The following is a 21,214-nucleotide window of genomic DNA, read 5'->3' on the forward strand; positions in this document are numbered from 1 at the left end:
AGGCGTGACCGGTGCGGCCTGCGGGGGAGTATGGGGCGTTACGGGCGTGTGTGGTGCGTCCGGTGTCGGCCGTGTGCGGTCTGTCACAGGTTCAGCTCCTCAACGTGGAAAATGTGTACCGGTTCAACGAAGGCGTCGAGCCGGACGAAATTGTCAGTTCCCCACTCCCAGCTGTTGCCGGTGATGAGGTCCGTGACGCGGTAGGGGGTGCCCAGCGGAATGCCGAACGCGGTGGAATCAATGTGCACCATGGTCTCGCGAACGGAGTGCGGGTCGACGTTGGCCACAACGAGGATGGTGTCGCTTGTGCCCGACGGAGTGAACGCTTGATCCAGGTGCTTGCTGTACACGAGCATCGAGTCGTCGTCGCTCGTGTGCAGCGTGAGGTTGCGCAATTGCTGCAGGGCCTGGTGCTCACGGCGGATGCGGTTGAGCATGCCGATGTAGATGGACAGCGAGCGGCCGGCGGCTTCGGCGCCCGCGAAGTCGCGGGGCTTGTACTCGTACTTCTCGTTGTCGATGTTCTCCTCCGCGCCGGGGCGGGCGACGTTCTCGAACAGCTCGAAGCCGGCGTAGACGCCCCAGGTGGGAGCGGCCGTTGCGGCGAGGGCCGCTCGGATTGTGAACGCAGCCGGCCCGCCGAACTGAAGGTACTCCGTGAGGATGTCCGGCGTATTCACGAAGAGGTTCGGACGCAGGAAGTCGGCGGTCTCGGTGGAGATGCTCGTAAAGAACTCCTCGAGTTCTTCCTTCGTGTTCCGCCAGGTGAAGTAGGTGTAGCTCTGCTGGAAGCCGACCCGGGCGAGCGCCTGCATCATCGCTGGCCGGGTGAAGGCCTCGGCAAGGAAGATGACGTCGGGGTGCTCGGCGTTGATGGTGGCGATGAGCCACTCCCAGAACTCGACAGGTTTGGTGTGCGGGTTGTCGACCCGGAAAATTTTCACACCGAGCGAGATCCAGTAGCGCACGATGCGCAGGACTTCGGCGCGGATGCCTTCCGGATCGTTGTCAAAGTTGACCGGGTAGATGTCCTGGTACTTCTTGGGTGGGTTCTCGGCGTAGGCGATCGACCCGTCGGGCAGGGTCGTGAACCACTCGGGGTGCTCGGTGACCCAGGGGTGGTCGGGTGATGCCTGCAGCGCCAGGTCGATCGCGACCTCGATCTTCTTCTTGGCGGCCTGGCCAATGAACCAGGTGAAGTCCTCCACCGTTCCGAGGTCGGGATGGATGGTGTCGTGTCCGCCAGCGGGGGAGCCGATAGCCCACGGGGAGCCCGGGTCGTGTTCGCCCGGGTTCAACGTGTTGTTCGGTCCCTTGCGGAACGAGGTGCCGATGGGGTGGATGGGCGGCAGGTAGAGCACGTCGAAGCCCATCGCAGCCACTCCGGCGAGTCGCTTGGCTGCGGTGCGGAACGTGCCCGACTGCCATGAGCCGTCCTTGCGTCGCTTGGCGCCCTCTGACCGTGGGAAAAATTCGTACCAGGAGCCGAGTCCCGCGCGAGCTCGTTCTACCCGGATCTCGGCGGGCTCCGACTCGCTGGCCAGGCCGCTGATCGGGCGCACGCCCACGATCCGTTCGAGCTCGGGGTCTGACAGTACCGCGAAGCGTTTGTCGTCTCCGGCACTGACGTTCAAGAGGGTCTCTGCTGCTGTTGCGAGCACGTCCCTTTCGCGAACGGGTCGGTTCTTGTCGGTGGCGGCTCGGGAGAGAAGCTCGGCACCCATCGTGTACATAAGCTCGACGTCGATTCCGGCGGGGATCTTGATCTCGGCGTTGTGTCGCCAGGTCTCCCATTCGTCGGCATACGCGCGCACCCGGAAGGTCCAGGTGCCGGGTGTCGTCACCTGGGCGAGGACCGAATAATCGTCGAGGCCCACCGTGACGAGGTGCATGGGATGCCGCGCGGTGCGTCCGGCAGGATCGGTGAGCAGGAGTTCAACCCCGATGCTGTCGTGCCCCTCACGGAAGGCCGTCGCGCCGAAGGGGATCACCTCCCCGACGTACCCGCGAGCTGGCCAGCGCCCGCAGGAAACCACGGGCGAGAGCCCCAGAACAGGGATTCGTCCGATTCCCTGCACGGGAGCGGATGGTTGGATGTCTGCCGCACGCGGGGCTGCTGCCGCCGGAGTGCTCGATGCTTTCTTCGCCACGGTCCGACCGTACCGCGAATAGCGCGGCGGAGGAGAGCCTTGACCAAAGTGGCCTGACCGAATAAGGCGGGTGTTCACGTGAACTGACCTCACTCCCTTAGGCTGAGCGCGTGAAGGCCATTCGACGATTTACCGTTCGCCCCGCTTTACCCGAGCGACTGTCCGCGCTGGAATCCCTGGTGGGCAACCTCCGCTGGGCCTGGCATTTGCCCACGCAGGAGCTCTTCTCCGAAATCTCGCCAGACGCGTGGCGCAACTACCAGCACGACCCGGTCAGCCTGTTCGGCGAGATCGGACAACAGCGCATTGATGAACTCGCCGCCGACGATTCCTTCGTCGAGCGCACCAATGCGCTCCGGGCCGACCTTGAGCGCTACCTCACCGAACCACGGTGGTACCAGGGCCTCGAGGGAACCAAACCGGCGAGCATCGCCTACTTCTCGCCTGAGTACGGCGTTGCCGCCGCGCTTCCGCAATACTCAGGCGGTCTCGGCATCCTGGCCGGCGACCACCTCAAGAGTGCATCAGACCTCGGTGTGCCCCTGATCGCCGTTGGATTGTTCTACCGCGCCGGATACTTCAGCCAGTCGCTGTCGCCCGACGGATGGCAGCAGGAGACCTATCCGGTGCTCGACCCCGACGGCCTCCCGCTCCGGGTACTCCGCCAGCCGGATGACAGTCCCGTCGTGATCACCTTGAGTCTCCCGGACGATCGTGTACTGAGCGCTCGTGTCTGGGTTGCCGCCGTCGGCCGGGTCACCCTCCTGCTCCTTGACACCGACATTCCCGAGAATTCCGATGAGCTCAGCCGGGTCACCGACCGCCTCTACGGGGGCGCCGAGGAACATCGGCTCCGACAGGAGCTCTTGCTGGGCATTGGAGGAGTGCGCGCCATCCGTGCCTGGGCCGATCGAACCGGCGGCGGGCTCCCCGAGGTGTTTCACACCAATGAGGGGCACGCCGGGTTCCTGGGGCTCGAGCGCATCGGCGACCTCATCCGGGGCGGGTTGAGCTTCGACGAGGCTCTTCAAGTGGTTCGCAGCGGAACCGTCTTCACTACCCACACGCCGGTACCTGCTGGGATCGACCGGTTTTCCGCTGATCTCGTGCGCCGTTATTTTGAGACCGACCTGCTGCCCGGTGTCTCCGTCGACGACATCCTGGCCCTCGGCAACGAACCGGGCACCGCGGGCGGTGCGTTCAACATGGCCATCATGGGCCTCCGGCTGGGGCAGCGCGCCAACGGCGTCTCACAACTGCACGGGAAGGTGAGCAGGAGCATGTTCTCGTCGCTCTGGCCCGGGTTCGACGCCGACGACGTGCCCATCACGTCGATCACCAACGGCGTTCACGCGCCCAGCTGGACCGCACCTGAACTGACCGCGCTCGCCGAGGCTACCTGGGGCAGCGGTGAGACGACCAACGCCGACTGGACCAGCCCGCAGTTGTCAACCGCTGCGCTATGGGAGACCCGCAACATCATGCGCGCCGAACTCGTCGCCGACGCCCGGCGGCGGGTGGAGCGGGCCTGGGCCGATCAGAACCCGGGCGGTGTCCCGCCGCGCTGGCTCGGCACGATCCTCGACCCGAACATCCTCACCATCGGCTTTGCGCGCCGGGTGCCGACCTACAAGCGGCTCACCCTCATGCTGCACGACACCGACCGGTTACGCCGCCTGCTCACCGACCCTGAGCGTCCGGTGCAAATCGTCATCGCCGGCAAGTCGCACCCCGCTGACGAGGAGGGCAAGCGACTTATCCAGAAGGTCGTCGAGTTCGCGAGCGACCCCGAGGTGCGTGAGCGCATCGTGTTCCTGCCGGACTACGACATCTCGATGGCGCAGAAGCTGTATCCAGGAACCGACATCTGGCTCAACAACCCGCTGCGCCCGTTCGAGGCCTGCGGCACCAGCGGGATGAAGGCAGCACTCAACGGGGCGCTCAACCTCTCCATTCTCGACGGCTGGTGGGAGGAGTTCTTCGATGGTGAAAACGGCTGGGCGATCCCCTCCGCTGTCACCACAGACCCGGCTGAGCGCGACCGTCTCGAAGCCAATTCGATGTATGAGCTGATTGAGCACCAGATCGCGCCGCTGTTCTACGACCGCAACGAGAACGGCGAACCGGAGCGCTGGCTCGGCCACGTGCGCCACACCCTCGCCACCCTCTCACCGCGGTTGAGCGCCGACCGGATGGTGCGCCAGTACGTGTCGGAACTGTACCTCCCGGCGTTCTCGAGCCAGGCTGAACTGCGGTTCGATGGCTATAAGGCCGCTCGCCGCCTCTCGGACTGGAAGCACCGGGTGGGGGCCAGCTGGCCTGAGGTGTCGATCGCGCACGTGGAGTCGGGCGGGCTCGATGCCACGCCACAGGTGGGCGACGAGCTGCACCTCCGTGCATCGGTGCGCCTCGGCAGCCTCTCCCCGGACGACGTCGCCGTCCAGGTGGTTTACGGCCTCAGCAAGACCGGTGATGACCAGTTGCACGACACGCGTACCCGCGACCTGGAGGTCGACACCGAGCGTGCGCCGGCCGAAGAGGGCACCACCGAGTACGTCGGTTCGGTCAAGCTTCGCCGCCCGGGCGGCTTTGGTTACAGCGTCCGCATCGTGCCCAAGAACGACTCGCTGGCCAGTGTGGCTGAGTTGGGGTTGATTCGAACGGCCGAATAGAGCGAATGCCTCGGGGACGAACCGAAACCGGCAACGGTTCGGTTCGTCCCCGGGTTCGGTTAAGCCCGGCCGATGCCGGCCAGGGTGGCGCCGGTCACCGTGACCAGGTCGCCGGGAGCCAGTTCGATGTCGAAACCGCGACGCCCGCCAGAGACGAAGACCGTGTCGAATTCGGCGGCGGACGTGTCGAGCACCGTGCGCAACCGGGACTTCTGGCCCACCGGGCTGATGCCGCCGACGACATAGCCTGTTTTGCGCTCCGCGAGGGTGGGGTCGGCCATTTTCGCCTTCTTCCCCGACACGGCGACCGCGAGTGCCTTGAGATCGAGCGACCCGGCCACGGGCACGATCGCCACAACGAGCGCCCCGTCGACGTCGGCCAACAGCGTTTTGAACACGCGCGCGGGCGACACCCCGAGGGCGTCGGCGGCTTCGAGCCCGAAGCTCACCGCCGACGCGTCGTGCTCATACGGGTGCGGGGTGAAGGCGATGTTGGCCCGGGTCAGGGCGACGGTGGCCGGGGTTCCGCCCGAACTGTCCTTGCGTGTCATGTGTCGCCTACTCGTCAGTCGGAGTCGGAGTGTGCCCGGTAGAGCTGCATTGATGTGGAAGCAACGTCGATGGCGTCCCCTGGGACGGCGCTGACGGCATCCGTGTGGGGAATTTCTTCATCGCTGCGCCAGAGCAATTCGTACCGGGTGACGCCAGCATGTGCGGGCAGGGTTACGGTCACCGGCTCTTCGACGCCGTGCACGATGAGGAGGATGCGGTTGAATTCCTCGAACTCGGGCGTCGACGCAGCGATGTACTGCAGGGTGCGGTTGCGGGCGCTCGACCAGTCATCCTCGCTCATGGTGTTGCCGTTGGCGTCGTACCAGTCCATCGAACTCGCGCTCGGAACGACCTCACCCACCCGCCCGAACCGCACGGGCCGCAAGGCGGGATTCTGCCGCCGCAGCTCGAGTAGGCGCTTCGTGTGCGCGCGCAGGTTGTGCTGCCAGTTGTCGACAGGGAAGCTCAGCCAGGTCAGTTCGGAGTCGTGACAGTACGCATTGTTGTTGCCGCGTTGGGTGCGGCCGTACTCGTCGCCGGCCGTGATCATCGGAATCCCGGCCGAGAGCAGCAGGGTGCCGAGGAGATTCCGCATCGCCTTCCTGCGGGTCGCGAGGATGCCGACATCGGCGGTGGGCCCCTCTGCACCGTGGTTGAACGAGCGGTTGTTGTCGGTGCCGTCGCGGTTCGACTCGCCGTTGCCCACGTTGTGCTTGATGTCGTATGAGACGAGGTCGGCGAGGGTGAAGCCGTCGTGGGCCGTCACGAAATTGACGGATGCCAGGGGGCCGCGAGCGGTAGAAAAGCTGTTGCTCGACCCCGCAAGGCGCGTGGCGAAACCACCGATCCCCACCGGGGCCGCACTGGCGCGTCGCGCATAGTCGACGTCGGAGAGCCAAAAGTTGCGCACTCGGTCGCGGTAACGGTCGTTCCACTCGCTCCAGCCCTGCGGGAACGACCCGGTCTGCCAGCCGCCGGCGCCGACGTCCCACGGCTCGGCGATCATCTTCACGTCGGCGAGGGCGGGGTCAGAGACGATGTCCTGCAGAAGCTCGGAGGTGGGGGAGAACTCGTGGTTGGCCCCTCGTCCCAGCGTGACGGCCAGGTCGAAACGGAAGCCGTCGACCTGCACCTCGTTCGCCCAGTAGCGCAGCGAGTCGAGGACAAGGTCGCGGGCGACAGGGTGTGCGGTGTTGATGCTGTTGCCGCAGCCGGTCACGTCGATGTACGCGCCGTTCGCGGTCTGCCGGTAGTAAGCGTCATTGTCGAGTCCGCGGAGGCTCGTCGTCGGACCGCCCCTGCCCTCCTCGGCCGTGTGGTTGTAGACGACGTCGAGGATCACTTCGATGCCGGCTTCGTGCAGGAGCTTGACCATGCCCTTGAACTCGCGGAGCACCGCGCTCGCGCCCTGGGCCTGTGCCGCCTTCGACGCGTACGGCTGGTGCGGCGTGAAGAAGTTGAGGCTGTTGTATCCCCAGTAGTTGGTGAGGCCCTGCTTGATCAGGCGCTGTTCGGACGCGAATGCGTGCACCGGAAGTAACTCGACGCTCGTCACACCGAGGTCGGTGAGGTAGCCGATGGTCGCGGGGTGGGCGAGCCCCGCATAACTGCCCCGCAGGTTCTCGGGCACTCCGAGGTTGAGTTTGGAGAGTCCCTTGGCGTGTGCTTCGTAGATCACCGTCGCGTCGAGCGGGACGGCGGGCTTCGCGACGCCGCCCCAGTCGAAACTCTCGTCGACAACGACTGAGCGGAACTGTCCCGGAGCCACTCGGGTGATACCCCGGCTGTATGGCTCGAGAAGGAGCCTGGACGGGTTAAAGGCGTGAGTGGGTCCCTCAGGACCCGCGGCTCGCACCGCGTATCGGGCCCCAGGTGTGAGCGAGGCCGAACGCGCGGACCACACGTCGTCGGCACCGCGTTCCATGGCTACGGTTTGGGTGATCCAGTTGGGATCTTTCGCATCGAAGAGCACGAGCTCCAGTTGTTCGGCCGAGTGCGACCAAACGCGGAGCTCCCCGCCGTGCGATGTACTGTGCACACCGAGTGTGCGCTGTGCGCCGGCAGAAGTCATGCGACCTAGAGTAGTTGGGTACGGGTTTCGTACGTGAATCGACGGCAGCAGGGGAGAACGGCATGGTTGTCTACCTCGACCACGCGGCGACGACACCGATGATTCCCGAGGCGATTGAGGCGTACACGGATGCCATGCGCCAAGTGGGCAATCCGGCCTCGATTCACTCGCAGGGACAGTCGGCCAAACGCATGTTGGAAGAGGCACGCGAAGTCATCGCCTCATCCCTCGGCTGCGACCCCATCGAGGTTGTCCTCACCTCCGGTGGAACCGAATCGATCAACCTCGCTCTCAAGGGGATCTACTGGAAACGCAACGCGGATGCCACGCGGCCGGTAATCCTCGCACCCGGCGGTGAACACCACGCGACGATCGACACCCTCGAGTGGCTCGAGAAGCACGAGGGTGCGCACATTGCCTGGCTTCCGCTCGACGACGAAGGGTCCGTCGACCCGGCCGCCGTCGAGCGCGCGCTCGCCGAACACGGGTCCCGGGTTGCGCTGATCACGCTGCTGTGGGCCAACAACGAGGTCGGAACGATCCAGCCGATCACCGAGATCGCGGCGCTCGCCGCGGCCCACGATGTTCCGCTGCACGTCGACGCTGTTGCGGCATACGGCTACCTGCCGATCGACTTTGCGGCCGTGCGTCGCGCGTCAGGAAGCACCGGCAATGCCGGGCTCGTCGGCTTGAGCATCTCAGCACACAAGGTCGGCGGGCCGGTGGGCATCGGAGCCCTCGTCGTCTCCCGCTCCGCAGCCGTTGAACCGCTGTTGCACGGGGGAGGCCAGCAGCGACAGGTGCGCTCGGGCACCCAAGACGTTGCCGGCACCGTGGCGTTCGCCGTTGCGGCGCGACAGGCCGACGCCAGGCTGGCCGTCGAGCCGGCACGGTTAACCGCCCTCCGCGACCGGGTGATTGACGGAGTGTTGGTGGCGGTGCCCTCGGCACGTCTGAACGGGCCGACCGGCGACCGGCGACTCCCCGGCAACGCCCACTTCGCTTTCCCAGGTTGTGAGGGCGACTCCCTGCTGTTCCTCCTCGACATGGCTGGCGTCTCGGTTTCCACCGGGTCAGCCTGCCAGGCCGGGATCCCCGAACCCTCGCACGTGCTCCGTGCCATGGGTAGAAGCGAACTCGACGCTCGCGGCGCCCTGCGGGTCACCCTGGGCCACTCCACAACCGACGCCGACGTTGACGCGCTGCTCGCCGCGGTTCCGCAGGCATACGCGCAGGCGGCGCGCGCCGGGCTCTCCGATCGCACCACAGCGCTCGGTTCCTGATTCGACAGCGCGCATGCAGAAAGCGGCGCGTACACTGTTCCGGTGAAGGTTTTAGCAGCTATGTCAGGCGGAGTTGACTCCGCGGTCGCCGCAGCGCGGGCGGTTGAGGCCGGCCACGAGGTGGTCGGAGTGCACCTGGCCCTGAGCCGAATGCCCGGCACCCTGCGCACCGGAAGCCGCGGTTGCTGCACCATCGAAGACTCGATGGACGCGCAGCGCGCCGCCAACATCATCGGAATCCCGTATTACGTGTGGGACTTCTCGGAGCGATTCAAGCTCGACGTGGTCGATGACTTCATCGCCGAATACGCGGCGGGACGCACCCCCAACCCGTGCATGCGGTGCAACGAGAAAATCAAATTTGCCGCACTCCTCGAGAAGGCCATCGACCTTGGCTTTGACGCGGTCTGCACCGGCCACTACGCGACGATCCTGACCGACGCCGACGGCAACAAGGAACTGCACCGCGCGAGTGCGTGGGCGAAAGATCAGAGCTATGTGCTCGGTGTGCTCACGGCTGAGCAGATCGAACACTCGCTGTTTCCGCTTGGCGCAACGCCGTCCAAGGCCGAGGTGCGTGCTGAGGCCGCGGCTCGCGGTTTCAGTGTTGCCAACAAGCCAGACAGCCACGACATTTGTTTCATCCCCGACGGCGACACCCGCGGCTGGCTTGCCGACCGAGTCGGCGCTGAGAAGGGCGAAATCCTGGATCGGAACGGGTCCGTTGTCGGCTCGCACGAGGGTGCGCAGGCTTTCACCGTCGGCCAGCGCCGGGGCCTCAATCTCGGTGTGCCCGACCCGGACGGCCGTCCGCGGTTTGTCCTCGAGGTGCGGACGAAGACCAACGAGGTGGTCGTTGGACCGAAGGAAGCGTTGGCCATCGGCGAGATCGCCGGGTCACGGTTCACCTGGGCCGGTGTCGCGCCGTCGCATCCCGAGCTCGCGTTCGAGTGCGACGTACAGATCCGTGCGCACGCTGATCCGGTGCCCGCCGTTGCTGTCGTGCAGCCCAACGCCGAAACCGGAGAGCCTGAGTTGATGATTCGACCACGCACACCGCTCGATGGTGTCGCTCCCGGACAGACCGCCGTGGTTTACGTCGGCACGCGCGTGCTCGGCCAGTGCACCATTGACCGTACGGTGAGCGCGGTTCCAGCGAACGCATAATGCACCCGCCGCACAGTGTGCGCGAACGGGGGCCGTGGCATCCGTATGGTGATTGCTGATCCTGCGCTATCTTGACTGGCGTGTCCACAACGACCGATGGAGCGCCTCGTGCGATCACTGAACCGACCCGACGGGTTTCTGCTGGCTGGATAGCGCTGTTCTCGGCGGCATGGCTGGGTATCTGGATGGCGCAACTCACGCCGATCCAATTGCTGTTGCCGGTGCAGGTCGACGCAGCTGTTTCGCCGGCCAACTGGATCGACAGCGTCGTGGCGTTCGGCATCATCTCGGGAGCGGCAGGACTGTGCGCGCTCGTCGTTTTCCCGCTCACCGGAGCACTGTCCGATCGAACGACCTCGCGCTTCGGGCGACGCCGACCGTGGATTGCGGTCGGCGCTCTGCTGTTCGCGGCAGCTCTCGCGCTGCTGGGTTATCAGAACGCCATCGTTGCGGTTGGCGTTCTCTGGTGCTTCGCCCTGTCGGGGTTCTGTATGCTTACGGCCGCGCTGACGGCGGTGATCTCTGACCAGGTGCCGGTCAGCCAGCGTGGAACAGTCTCCGGATGGATGAGCGCGCCTCAGGCGATCGGGGTCATCCTCGGCGTTGCGCTCGTGACCTTCCTGGCACTCGGTCAGGTCGTCGGCTATCTGGTCGTATCGATAGCGCTTCTTGTGCTCGTCTGCCCGTTCCTGCTTCTCTTGCCGGATGAGGTGCTGCCTGTCGGCGAGCGCGCTCCACTCACGGTGCGCTCGTTTGTCGCGGGCCTGTGGATCGATCCGCGGACCCACCCGGACTTCGGCTGGACTCTGCTCGGCCGTGTGCTGGTGAACCTTGGAAATGCTCTGGGCACCACGCTTCTGCTCTACTTCCTCACCTATGGGCTCCTGGTGGATGATCCTGAGGACGGACTGCTTGGGCTGACGTTGGTTTATATGGTGTTCGTCATTCTGGCGTCGGTGATTCTGGGGAACCTGTCTGACCGGCTCGGGCGCAGGAAAAGCTTCGTCTTCGTGGCTGCGGCGCTGCAGGGGGTGGCTGCTCTCGTTCTGGCGTTCGTGCCGAGCTTCGAGGCGGCCCTGGTCGCGGCTGCACTGCTCGGAATCGGCTACGGCTGTTTCCTCTCCGTTGACCAGGCCCTCGCGACCCAGGTTCTCCCGGCGCAGGAGGACAGGGGTAAGGACCTCGGCATCATGAATATCGCGACGGCGGTGCCGCAGGCGTTCGCACCCCTGGTCGGCGCACTCGCTGTCGCAGCGTCCGGTGGCTTTGCCGCGCTGTTTGTGGCCGCGGGTATCGCCGCTCTTCTCGGCGCCGTTGCGATCATTCCTGTGCGGTCGGTTCGGTGACGTCGGCGACGCAACCCCTTCGAGAGCGTCAGTGGGTTTCTCTAGACTGAACAGGTGACTGATAGCACCGAGACGAAGGCCACAACGCCGACAGACCTGGAGAAGGCCGCGACCGAGGCCGGTGAGCTGACCACGCGTATCCTCGAGCTGCGCGACGCCTACTACGAGCGTGATACCTCGCTGGTGTCCGACGCGGAGTACGACGCCATGATGCACCGCCTGGAGCACCTCGAGCGTCTCTTCCCCGAGCTGCAGGGTCAAGACAGCCCAACCCAGACGGTCGGTGGCCGCGCCCAGGCAACGCTGTTCGACCCGGTCACCCACGTCGAGCGCATGCTGAGCCTCGACAACGTGTTCTCCGCCGAGGAACTCCGCACCTGGAGCGAACGCGTGGAGCGTGCGTCTGGCCGAGCGGTGCATTACCTCACTGAACTCAAAATCGATGGTCTCGCGATCAATCTGCGATACGAGAAGGGAAGGCTGGTCAGCGCGGCAACCCGCGGTGACGGCGTTGTCGGCGAAGACGTCACCGAGAACATCGCGGCAATCACCTCCATCCCCAGTCGACTGGCCGGCACCGGACACCCCGACAGGGTCGAGGTTCGCGGCGAAATCTTCTTCCCAGTCGAGGCGTTCCTTGAGCTCAATGAGCAACAGCTTGCCGCCGGTGAGAAAGTCTTCGCCAACCCTCGCAACGCGGCGAGCGGGAGCCTGCGCCAGAAGGCCGAAGGAAAGAGCTCCTCAGCGCTCAAACTCATGAAGAACCGGCTGGGCCGGCTCGAGATGCTGGTCCATGGCGTCGGCGCGTGGCCCAACCCCCCTGTCACCGCGCAGAGCGAGGTCTACGACCTGCTCGCGGGCTGGGGACTACCCACCTCGACGCATTACCGGGTCTTTGACGACATCGATGGCGTGATTGGCTTCATCGAATACTTCGGTGAACACCGCGCGAGCGTAGAGCACGAGATCGACGGAATTGTCATCAAGGTCGACGAACTCGCCCTCCACGACGAGCTCGGCGCTACGAGCCGGGCTCCACGATGGGCAACCGCGTTCAAGTACCCACCCGAGCAGGTGAACACCAAGCTTCTCAACATCGTGGTGAGCGTCGGGCGCACCGGTCGAGCAACTCCGTACGCCCAGGTGGAGCCCGTCCGCGTCGCCGGATCAACCGTCAGCCAGGCGACGTTGCACAATCAAGACGTCGTGAAGGCCAAGGGCGTGCTCATCGGTGACACGGTCGTCCTTCGCAAAGCCGGCGATGTTATCCCGGAGATCCTCGGCCCCGTTGTGGAACTTCGAGACGGGACGGAGCGCCCGTTCGTCATGCCGGAACGTTGCCCGTCCTGTGACACCCCGCTCCGACCGGCGAAGGAAGGCGACAAAGACCTCCGCTGCCCGAATTCCCGGTCCTGCCCGGCCCAAGTGCGTGGCCGTGTCGAGCATGTGGGGTCGCGTGGGGCACTCGATGTCGAAGGTCTTGGCGAGGTTGCGGCTGCCGCACTGACCCAGCCGCTCGACCCGGCCCGTCCTCCGCTCGCTGACGCGAACGGCGACGTGTCCGAAGCCGGACTCTTCTCGATGACCATCGAGGACCTCTTCCCGGTCACGGTGACAGTTTTTGACTTCGAAACCGGGCTCCCCAAAGTCACTGACGATGGCGAGGTCAAGCGGGTCACCCCGTTCCGCCGTCGGCGGGCAAAGAAAGATGGGCCATTCGATCCAAATGCTGAGACGTTCTCGGGCGACGAGTTCTTCGTACCGTCCAAGGGCGCGCTCGAATTGCTCGACAACCTGTCGGCATCGAGAACGAAACCGCTCTGGCGAATTCTGGTTGCACTGAACATCCGACACGTCGGACCGGTCGCCGCTCGGGCTCTGGCTAACTATTTCGGCTCGCTCGACGCGATCCGAGCTGCCACGCGGGAGCAGCTCGCTGAGACCGAGGGCGTCGGCGGAATCATCGCAGACGCTGTCACCGACTGGTTCGAGGTTGACTGGCACCGGCAGATCATCGAGGAGTGGACACGGGCCGGAGTGCAGTTCAGCACCCCGGGCCACCCCGGTCCCGGCGCCGCGGGCGACGAGGGTGGAGTGCTGTCCGGATTGACGGTCGTGGCCACCGGTTCTCTCGAGGGGTTCACTCGAGAGGGTGCGCTCGAAGCCATCATTGCTGCAGGCGGCAAGGCTGCGTCGAGCGTCTCCAAGAAGACCGACTTCGTCGCTGCCGGGCCTGGAGCCGGTTCGAAACTCGCGAAAGCCGAGGAGCTCGGGCTTCGAATCATCGACGCCGAGCAGTTCGCACTTCTGGTGACAGAGGGACCGGCGGCTCTCGACTAGCTCGAGCGCCCGGATTCCTTCTGCAGCAGCTGCTCACGAACCTGCTTACGCAGTACCTTGCCGATCAGTGAGATCGGCAGTTCGTCGATGAACATGATGCGCCTCGGTACCTTATACGGCGTCAGGTTGTTGCGGGCGAACTGGCGAATCGATTCGCGGTCAGCTTTCTCGCCTTCTTTGAGAACTACAGCTGCGACAACGTCCTCACCGGAGTGTGCGCTCGGCATCCCGACAACGGCGACGTCGGCAATGGCCGGGTGAAGGCGCAACGTGTTCTCAACCTCGGTCGGTGCCACGTTGAAGCCACCCGTGATGATCAGTTCCTTGATCCGGTCAACGACTCGGATGAAGCCGTCAGCATCCATCGACACGATGTCGCCGGTGCGGAACCACCCGTCGACAAAGACGGCGTTTGTCTCCTCGGGCTTGCGGTAATAGCCGGAGAACACCTGCGGGCCGCGAACCAGAAGTTCGCCCGCCTCTCCTGGAGGCACGGACTGGCTCGGGTTCTCTGGGTCGACGATCCGTACGTGTGTGCTCGGCAGCGGCAGGCCTACCGTTCCTGGCCGACGGTTGTCCGACACCGGGTTTGCCATCAACACGGGCGAGCACTCGCTGAGCCCGTAGCCCTCGATGAGGTATCCGCCGGTCGCTTCCTCGAACGGCACGACCAGTTCGTGCGGCAACGCCATGGCGCCGGTGATACCGATTTCCAAACCGCGCAGCGAAACGCCCTGATCCTTCGCCCGAGCAAGCAGGCGCTCGGCGATGGGCGGAACAGCAGGAAGGAATGTCGGCGGATGCTTCTGGGCTGCCTTGAGAACCAGATCCGGGTCGAACTTCGGGAAGAGCACGAGGCGGGCGCCGAGGCTCATTGCGAAAGTGAGGCAGAGGGTCAGTCCGTAGGCGTGGAACATGGGAAGCACGGCATAGATCGTGCAGCCGACGTGCGTGATGGTCGGGGTCCACGCGCGCGCCTGCACGGCGTTCGCCAGCAGGTTCGCGTGAGTAAGAACGGCACCCTTGGGGGCACCCGTCGTGCCCGAGGTGTACTGGATGATCGCGGTGTCGGTCGATTCCGGACGTGGGTGCGCCGGGTCGAGCGTGCGCGAGGCGCTGATGCTTGACCAGCTAATGGTGTCCTTCGTCTGTGCCGTAAGCGCGTCGCGCGACTCGCGGGCCTTAGCGATGGGCAGCTTGAGGGCAAGGCGCGTGCCCAATGGCATCGACCGGGTGATGTCTACGTCGATGAGCGACTCGACCGCTATGTCTTCGGGGAAGTCCTGCACGGTCGCGACGACCTTGTTCCAGACGATGGCGACCTTGGCGCCGTGGTCCTCGAACTGGTGGCGAAGTTCACGCGGGGTGTAGAGCGGATTGTGCTCGACGACAACTGCCCCGAGGCGCAGAACGGCGTAGAACGCGACGATGTGCTCTGGGCAATTCGGAAGAACGATGGCGACCGGGTCGCCTTTCTGAACTCCGAGCCGCCGCAGCCCCTCCGCCACGCGCTGGATGGCGTGGTGCAGCTGGCGGTACGTCGTCGTTGCCCCGAAGAACTCGAGGGCGACCAGCGAGGGGTGGCGCTCCGCCGAGATGTCGACCAGATCGCCGAGGGACCCGTCCTGGACGGGGATGTCGAAAGGAACATCCGGCGCGTAGTTGGCCAGCCATGGTCGCGTAGAGGTATCACTCACTTGTCCCACTCTAATCCCGGCCCACTCTGGCGACGAGTCGGGACATCCAGCCGCAATACAATGGAAGAACACCCCAGTACTTATGTGACGGAGACCTATGTCTGAAATTTCCGAGGAGCAGGTGGCGCATCTGGCGAACCTTGCCCGCATCGCCCTCACTCCCGAGGAGATCTCGAGTCTCACGACCGAGCTCGACCAGATCGTCGACAGCATCGCCAAGGTGCAGGAGGTTGCGACGCCTGACGTCCCTGCGACCAGCCACCCGGTTCCGCTGTCCAACGTGTTCCGTCCCGATGTCGTCGGCGAGACGCTGACCATCGAGCAGGCGTTGCAGAACGCACCCGAGCAGGCGGACAACCGATTCAAAGTATCGGCGATCCTGGGGGAGGAGCAGTAATGACCGACATCATTCGGATGACCGCTGCCGACCTGTCCACGCACCTGCAGAGCGGCGAGATCAGTGCGGTCGACGCAACCCAGGCGCACCTGGACCGCATTGAAGCCGTCGACACCGACGTACACGCATTCCTTGCCGTGTCGTCAGACGCGCTCGACACCGCTCGCCGCATCGACGAGCGTCGCGCCGCGGGCGAAAAGCTGGGCCCGCTCGCGGGGATTCCACTCGCCGTCAAGGATGTTCTCGTCACCACCGACATGCCGTCTACCTCGGGAAGCAAAATCCTCGAGGGCTACATGTCGCCCTTCGACGCCACCGTCGTGCGTTTGTCGCGCGAAGCCGGATTGATTCCGATCGGCAAGACGAACATGGACGAGTTCGCCATGGGGTCATCGACCGAGCACTCTGCCTACGGGCCGACCCGCAACCCGTGGGACCTTGACCGGATTCCCGGCGGTTCGGGCGGTGGATCGGCAGCTGCCGTCGCCGCTTTCGAGGCGCCGCTCGCTCTCGGCAGCGACACCGGTGGATCGATCCGCCAGCCGGCCCACGTCACGGGAACCGTCGGTGTCAAGCCGACCTACGGTGCCGTCAGCCGCTACGGAGCCATCGCCCTCGCGTCCTCGCTTGACCAGGTCGGTCCGGTGACACGAACCGTTCTCGATGCCGGCCTGCTGCACGACGTCATCGCGCAGCATGACCCGCACGACTCCACCTCGCTCACCGACACCTGGCCGTCCATGGCCGAGGCAGCCCGATCGGGCGCCCGCGGAGACGGCCTGGCCGGTCTCAAGGTCGGCGTCGTCCGTGAACTCAGCGGCGACGGCTTCCAGGCTGGCGTTCAGAGCCGGTTCGAAGAGACCGTTGCCCTGCTCACCGCTCAGGGCGCCGAAGTCATCGAGGTCAGCGCACCGCACTTCGAATACGCGGTCGCGGCGTACTACCTGATCCTGCCTGCGGAAGCCTCGAGCAACCTCGCCAAGTTCGACTCGGTTCGGTTCGGCATGCGTGTGCAACCCGACGGCGGCGGAACCGTCGAACAGGTCATGGCGGCAACACGCGAAGCCGGATTTGGTCCCGAGGTCAAACGACGCATCATCCTGGGCACCTACGCACTGAGCGCGGGTTACTACGACGCCTACTACGGCAGCGCGCAGAAGGTACGTACGCTCATCCAGCGCGACTTCACCGCGGCGTTCGAGCAGGTCGATGTGCTCGTCACCCCGAGTGCTCCGACGACGGCGTTCAAGTTCGGCGAAAAGCTCGCCGACCCGATGGCCATGTACCTCAACGACATCACCACGATTCCCGCGAACCTTGCCGGTATCCCCGGCATCAGCGTTCCGATCGGGCTTGCGCCGGAGGATGGCCTTCCGGTCGGTATTCAGGTCATGGCACCGCAGCGTGAAGACGCCCGTCTCTACCGCGTTGGAGCGGCAATCGAAGCTTTGCTTGAGCAGCAGTGGGGTCACACGTTGATTTCCAAGGCTCCGGCACTGGGAGGAAAATAATGGCGAAAGACGCCCTGATGGACTACGACAAGGCGCTTGAGCTGTTCGAGCCGGTGCTCGGCTTCGAGGTCCACGTCGAGCTGAACACCAAGACCAAGATGTTCTCGGCTGCCCCGAACGAATTCGGGTCCGCACCGAACACGAACGTGTCCCCGGTTTGCCTGGGCCTTCCCGGGTCGCTTCCCGTCGTCAACGAGCAGGCCGTTCGGTACGCCATCAGCCTGGGCCTCGCGCTCGGTTGCTCGATCGCTCCGTCGTCACGGTTCGCTCGCAAGAACTATTTCTACCCTGACCTGGCGAAGAACTACCAGATCTCCCAGTACGACGAGCCGATCGCGTTCGACGGTTCGGTGGACGTTGAGATGCCCGACGGCCGCATCGTTCCGATCTCCATCGAGCGTGCGCACATGGAAGAGGACGCCGGAAAGCTCACCCACGTCGGCGGGTCGACCGGTCGCATCCAGGGCGCCGAGTACTCCCTCGTCGATTACAACCGTGCGGGAGTTCCCCTGGTTGAGATCGTCACGAACATTATTTATGGGGCAGAAGCGGATGCTCCGGAGCTCGCAAAAGCGTACGTCGCGACCATCCGTGACATCGTCACAAGCCTGGGCATCTCGGACGCCAAGATGGAGCGCGGCAACCTGCGTTGCGACGCGAACATCTCGCTCCGTCCCCGCACAGCGGAGGGCGAACCACCTGCACCGCTCGGCACACGCACCGAAACCAAGAACGTCAACTCGCTGCGCTCGGTCGAGCGCGCCATTCGGTACGAGATCCAGCGTCAGGCTGCGATCCTCGCCGATGGTGGCACCATCACGCAGGAAACCCGTCACTGGCACGAAGACACCGGGCGCACGAGCGCTGGTCGGCCGAAGAGCGACGCCGACGACTACCGGTACTTCCCTGAGCCCGATTTGCTGCCCGTCGAACCGAGCCTCGAACTCATCGAAGAACTGCGATCCGCGTTGCCGGAGCCCCCGGCCGCTCGTCGCCGTCGGCTGAAGGCCGAGTGGGGCTTCACCGACCTCGAGTTCCAGGATGTTGTCAACGGCGGGCTGCTCGTGGAGATCACCGAGACGGTTGCTGCTGGCGCGTCACCCGCCGCCGCGCGCAAATGGTGGACCGGGGAGATCAGCCGGATCGCGAATGTGCAGGGGGCGGAAGCATCCGCTCTCGTCTCGCCACAAAATGTTGCGGCTCTCGCTGCGCTGGTCGACGCCGGAACGCTCACTGACAAGCTCGCACGCCAGGTGCTCGAAGGTGTCATCGCCGGTGAGGGAACCCCCCAAGACGTCGTCGACGCCCGCGGTCTCGCCGTTGTGTCCGACGATGGCGCGCTGATTGCGGCCATCGACGATGCACTGGCGTCACAGCCCGACGTGCTGGCGAAGATCCGCGACGGCAAGGTGCAGGCGGCCGGTGCCGTCATCGGTGCGGTGATGAAGGCGATGAAGGGCCAGGCCGACGCTGCTCGCGTGCGTGAACTGGTGTTGGAACGGGCGCAAAGCTAGGTTGTAAACCCACTTCCCCCGCCGAAACGGCGGAGGTACCATCGGGCCATGCTGGTGGAGGGTTCGATTCGCTGGCAGATCACCGAGGACTGCCCGAGGGATCTGCTCCTCGCGCTTGCCCTGAGAGACCTCGCGGGCCTCTCGGAGGAATGCGAAGAGCAGGTCCCTCCGGTGTTCCCTCCACCGGAGGCGATCTCGGTTCCCGACCTCGACCGTCGAGCTCTCGCTGCACAGTGGCGAGGGTGGTGGGCCGGCATTGTCCGGCGTGAGACTCGTCCGTTCATCAGTCAGGTGCGCCCGCCGCACTTTGAAGTTTTTGACCGGGCGCTTGAGCTCCAGGACCTGGTGTATTCCTGCTACGGCACGGTGACGGAGTGGGTCGAGGCGCGGCACGCCGAGTACCTCGCCGCCGTGAAGGCGCGGGAGCACCCGCTTGCTGACGCCTACGAACTGGTGCAGCGGCGGCAATTCGAACTCCGACGACAGACGGGCTCATTTCGACTCGATCTCGAGGTCCTTCCCGTCGCTCGACCGGGCGCATGGGTGGTCGCGCCAGACACGGTGATCATCGCTGAATCCCTGCGGGAGGACCCTCACGCGTTCCGTGAGTGGTTGAAGCCGGTTGTGATCGCTTTGGTCTGACGCGAGAGGCTCCCGGGGCTGCCAAAACTGGGAGAATGGATGTTATGAGTCGGCAGGATGGCAGCGCGCGTCAGGTGACGCAGGGTGTCGTCAACGACGATGGGGCACACATCCTGCACATCGACATGGACGCGTTCTTCGCGTCGGTTGAGCTGCTCGACTATCCCGAATTGCGCGGGAAGCCGGTGATTATTGGGAACCCGGAGGGGCGAAGCGTGGTGACGAGCGCCACCTACGAAGCTCGGCGGTTCGGGGTCACCGCGGCCATGCCGGTGTCGAAGGCCATTCGGCTTTGCCCGCAGGCCACGATCCTTCCGCCCCATCACGAGCGCTATACCGAGTTCTCACGGCGGGTGATGGCGATTTTCCGTGACGCGACCCCGCTTGTCGAACCGTTGAGCATCGATGAAGCGTTTTTGGACGTCTCGGGGGCGCGCCGGTTGCTCGGATCGCCGGCCGTTGTCGGCCAGCACATCCGTGAGAGGGTACAGCGGGAGACCGGTCTGACCTGTTCGGTCGGTGCTGCGGCAACCAAGTTCGTCGCGAAGGTGGCGTCCGGCCGCGCCAAGCCGGACGGCTTGTTGGTTATCCCCCCGGCCGAGACCCTGGCCTTCCTGCACCCGCTGCCGATTCGGGCGTTGTGGGGTGTTGGGGCCAAGACTGAGGAATCACTCCTCCGCATCGGACTCCACACCGTCGGTGATGTCGCCGACACCCCGCTCGCGACCCTGACCCGGGCGGTCGGTGAGGCCACCGGCCGGAAGCTTCACGAACTCGCTCACGGTCGAGACGCCCGCAGCGTCGTGACGGCAACCGCCGAAAAAAGCATCGGCCACGAGGTCACTTTCCACACCGATGTCGCTGATCCGGCGCGGGTGCGACTGGAGATGCTCCGCTTGGCGGACCAGGTCGCGGCGCGACTGCGCCGCGCCGACCTCTTCGCCAGAACGGTGGCAATCAAGGTTCGGTTCGAGGACTTCACGACCGTCACACGGTCCCGTACCTTGGCGGAGCCCTCCAATGTTGGCCGCAGGCTCTATGAGGAAGCAAGCGAACTGCTCGCCGCTCTCGAGCTCAACGGTCGAGCCGTGCGACTTGTGGGCGTGCGAGCTGAACAGCTCACCGGCGAACACGACGCAATGGCAGCCCTGTGGGACCCTGACGAAGAGTGGCGGGAGGCGGAGACAACGATCGACTCCCTGCGGGCGCGGTTCGGCGGCCAAGCCGTGAGGCGCGCCTCCCTTCTGGGCCGAAAAGGTAACGACACAGCGGGCGGAACACGTGCCCCGTCTGCGTGACGGGCAGATCGTCGTCGATGAAACAACCCGTGGCGCGCCTCGTGTCAGGCCGGTAGCGTGAGGCCATGACTAATCTCGCGTTGGAAATGGCAGACAGGTTCAAATCGATCGGAGTCACCTCCGTATACGGCGACCCGGTCGAGGTCGACGGAGCGAAGCTCGTTCCTGTCGCACTCGCCTGGTACGGCTTCGGTGTGGGCGAGGGTGAAGGCGAAGGCGACACCGCGTCGTCGAGCGTGTCGGGCAAGGGCACGGGCTCAGGTGGCGGCGGAGGCGGATTCGCTCTCCCAATTGGTGCCTACCTCCGCACAAGTACCGGCCTGCGCTTTGAGCCCAACGTCGTCTCACTCATGGCTGTCGGCATCCCCTTCGTCTGGGCAGTTGGCAAGGCGCTCGGCTTCGTGATCAAGGCACTGAAGAAGTAGCGTTCAGGCTATACTCGCCTGAGTAACACGGGAGTCCGGTGAACCGGGCTGAGAGGAAGATTCCATAATCTTCGACCGTCGAACCTGATCTGGGTCATGCCAGCGCAGGGAGGCAACCAATCTCGCTACCCGTGCCCTGTTTCTATACG

Annotated in this window: 15 protein-coding genes and 1 riboswitch; of the genes, 11 read left to right on the plus strand and 4 right to left on the minus strand. The window is 65.0% G+C overall.

What is annotated here, in order from left to right; all coding sequences use genetic code 11:
• Window positions 1-83: 83 nt before the first annotated feature.
• Window positions 84-2,150 carry an alpha-1,4-glucan--maltose-1-phosphate maltosyltransferase gene (locus L1277_RS03295; RefSeq protein WP_253374909.1) on the minus strand — a complete coding sequence of 689 codons (2,067 nt, stop codon included), beginning with the start codon at window positions 2,148-2,150 and terminating at the stop codon, window positions 84-86.
• A gap of 110 nt (window positions 2,151-2,260) precedes the next feature.
• On the opposite strand from L1277_RS03295, the gene glgP reads away from it, so the two are divergent.
• On the plus strand, window positions 2,261-4,822 hold the full coding sequence (gene glgP, locus L1277_RS03300) for an alpha-glucan family phosphorylase (RefSeq protein ID WP_253374910.1): 2,562 nt from the start codon (window positions 2,261-2,263) through the stop codon (window positions 4,820-4,822).
• A 59-nt stretch (window positions 4,823-4,881) separates the two neighbouring features.
• On the opposite strand, the gene ybaK is transcribed toward glgP, so the two are convergent.
• Entirely contained in the window at window positions 4,882-5,373 is a 492-nt protein-coding gene (gene ybaK / locus L1277_RS03305) for a Cys-tRNA(Pro) deacylase (protein ID WP_253374911.1), read from the minus strand.
• Window positions 5,374-5,387: 14 nt separating this feature from the next.
• Window positions 5,388-7,445, minus strand: coding sequence for a glycogen debranching protein GlgX (gene glgX / locus L1277_RS03310; RefSeq protein ID WP_253374912.1), 2,058 nt, complete (start codon window positions 7,443-7,445; stop codon window positions 5,388-5,390).
• Window positions 7,446-7,507: 62 nt separating this feature from the next.
• Here glgX and L1277_RS03315 point away from each other — a divergent pair, with 62 nt between their 5' ends.
• The 4 genes from L1277_RS03315 to ligA all read left to right on the plus strand — a co-directional run bounded on the left by L1277_RS03315 (window position 7,508) and on the right by ligA (window position 13,581).
• Window positions 7,508-8,728 (plus strand): cysteine desulfurase family protein, encoded by a 1,221-nt coding sequence (locus L1277_RS03315; RefSeq protein WP_253374913.1) that lies wholly within the window; start codon window positions 7,508-7,510, stop codon window positions 8,726-8,728.
• A gap of 42 nt (window positions 8,729-8,770) precedes the next feature.
• Complete coding sequence (mnmA, locus tag L1277_RS03320) at window positions 8,771-9,895, plus strand: tRNA 2-thiouridine(34) synthase MnmA (protein ID WP_308215075.1); 1,125 nt, start codon at window positions 8,771-8,773, stop codon at window positions 9,893-9,895.
• Window positions 9,896-9,975: 80 nt separating this feature from the next.
• The gene (locus L1277_RS03325) at window positions 9,976-11,241 is read left to right on the plus strand and encodes an MFS transporter (protein ID WP_253374915.1); all 1,266 of its coding nucleotides are present in this window, start codon (window positions 9,976-9,978) and stop codon (window positions 11,239-11,241) included.
• Window positions 11,242-11,295: 54 nt separating this feature from the next.
• Entirely contained in the window at window positions 11,296-13,581 is a 2,286-nt protein-coding gene (ligA, locus tag L1277_RS03330; protein ID WP_253374916.1) for an NAD-dependent DNA ligase LigA, read from the plus strand.
• Here ligA and L1277_RS03335 read toward each other — a convergent pair.
• The gene (locus tag L1277_RS03335) at window positions 13,578-15,278 is read right to left on the minus strand and encodes a long-chain-fatty-acid--CoA ligase (protein ID WP_253374917.1); all 1,701 of its coding nucleotides are present in this window, start codon (window positions 15,276-15,278) and stop codon (window positions 13,578-13,580) included. The genes ligA and L1277_RS03335 overlap by 4 nt on opposite strands.
• A 97-nt stretch (window positions 15,279-15,375) precedes the next feature.
• On the opposite strand from L1277_RS03335, the gene gatC reads away from it, so the two are divergent.
• The 6 genes from gatC to L1277_RS03365 all read left to right on the plus strand — a co-directional run bounded on the left by gatC (window position 15,376) and on the right by L1277_RS03365 (window position 21,065).
• On the plus strand, window positions 15,376-15,675 hold the full coding sequence (gene gatC, locus L1277_RS03340; protein ID WP_253374918.1) for an Asp-tRNA(Asn)/Glu-tRNA(Gln) amidotransferase subunit GatC: 300 nt from the start codon (window positions 15,376-15,378) through the stop codon (window positions 15,673-15,675).
• Window positions 15,675-17,186 (plus strand): Asp-tRNA(Asn)/Glu-tRNA(Gln) amidotransferase subunit GatA, encoded by a 1,512-nt coding sequence (gene gatA, locus L1277_RS03345; RefSeq protein ID WP_253374919.1) that lies wholly within the window; start codon window positions 15,675-15,677, stop codon window positions 17,184-17,186. The genes gatC and gatA overlap by 1 nt, the downstream gene beginning before the upstream one ends.
• On the plus strand, window positions 17,186-18,700 hold the full coding sequence (gatB, locus tag L1277_RS03350) for an Asp-tRNA(Asn)/Glu-tRNA(Gln) amidotransferase subunit GatB (protein WP_253374920.1): 1,515 nt from the start codon (window positions 17,186-17,188) through the stop codon (window positions 18,698-18,700). The genes gatA and gatB overlap by 1 nt, the downstream gene beginning before the upstream one ends.
• 48 nt (window positions 18,701-18,748) lie before the next feature.
• Window positions 18,749-19,342: a hypothetical protein gene (locus L1277_RS03355; RefSeq protein WP_253374921.1), complete on the plus strand. Its 594-nt coding sequence runs from the start codon at window positions 18,749-18,751 to the stop codon at window positions 19,340-19,342.
• A 44-nt stretch (window positions 19,343-19,386) separates the two neighbouring features.
• A complete protein-coding gene (locus L1277_RS03360) occupies window positions 19,387-20,640 on the plus strand; it encodes a DNA polymerase IV (RefSeq protein ID WP_253374922.1) in 1,254 nt (417 codons plus the stop codon).
• Between the two features lie 65 nt (window positions 20,641-20,705).
• Window positions 20,706-21,065 carry a hypothetical protein gene (locus tag L1277_RS03365; RefSeq protein ID WP_253374923.1) on the plus strand — a complete coding sequence of 120 codons (360 nt, stop codon included), beginning with the start codon at window positions 20,706-20,708 and terminating at the stop codon, window positions 21,063-21,065.
• Window positions 21,066-21,082: 17 nt separating this feature from the next.
• Window positions 21,083-21,194, plus strand: a riboswitch (TPP riboswitch).
• Window positions 21,195-21,214: the final 20 nt, after the last annotated feature.

The sequence above is a fragment of the Okibacterium sp. HSC-33S16 genome (assembly GCF_024171565.1).
Classification (GTDB): Bacteria; Actinomycetota; Actinomycetes; order Actinomycetales; family Microbacteriaceae; genus Mycetocola_A.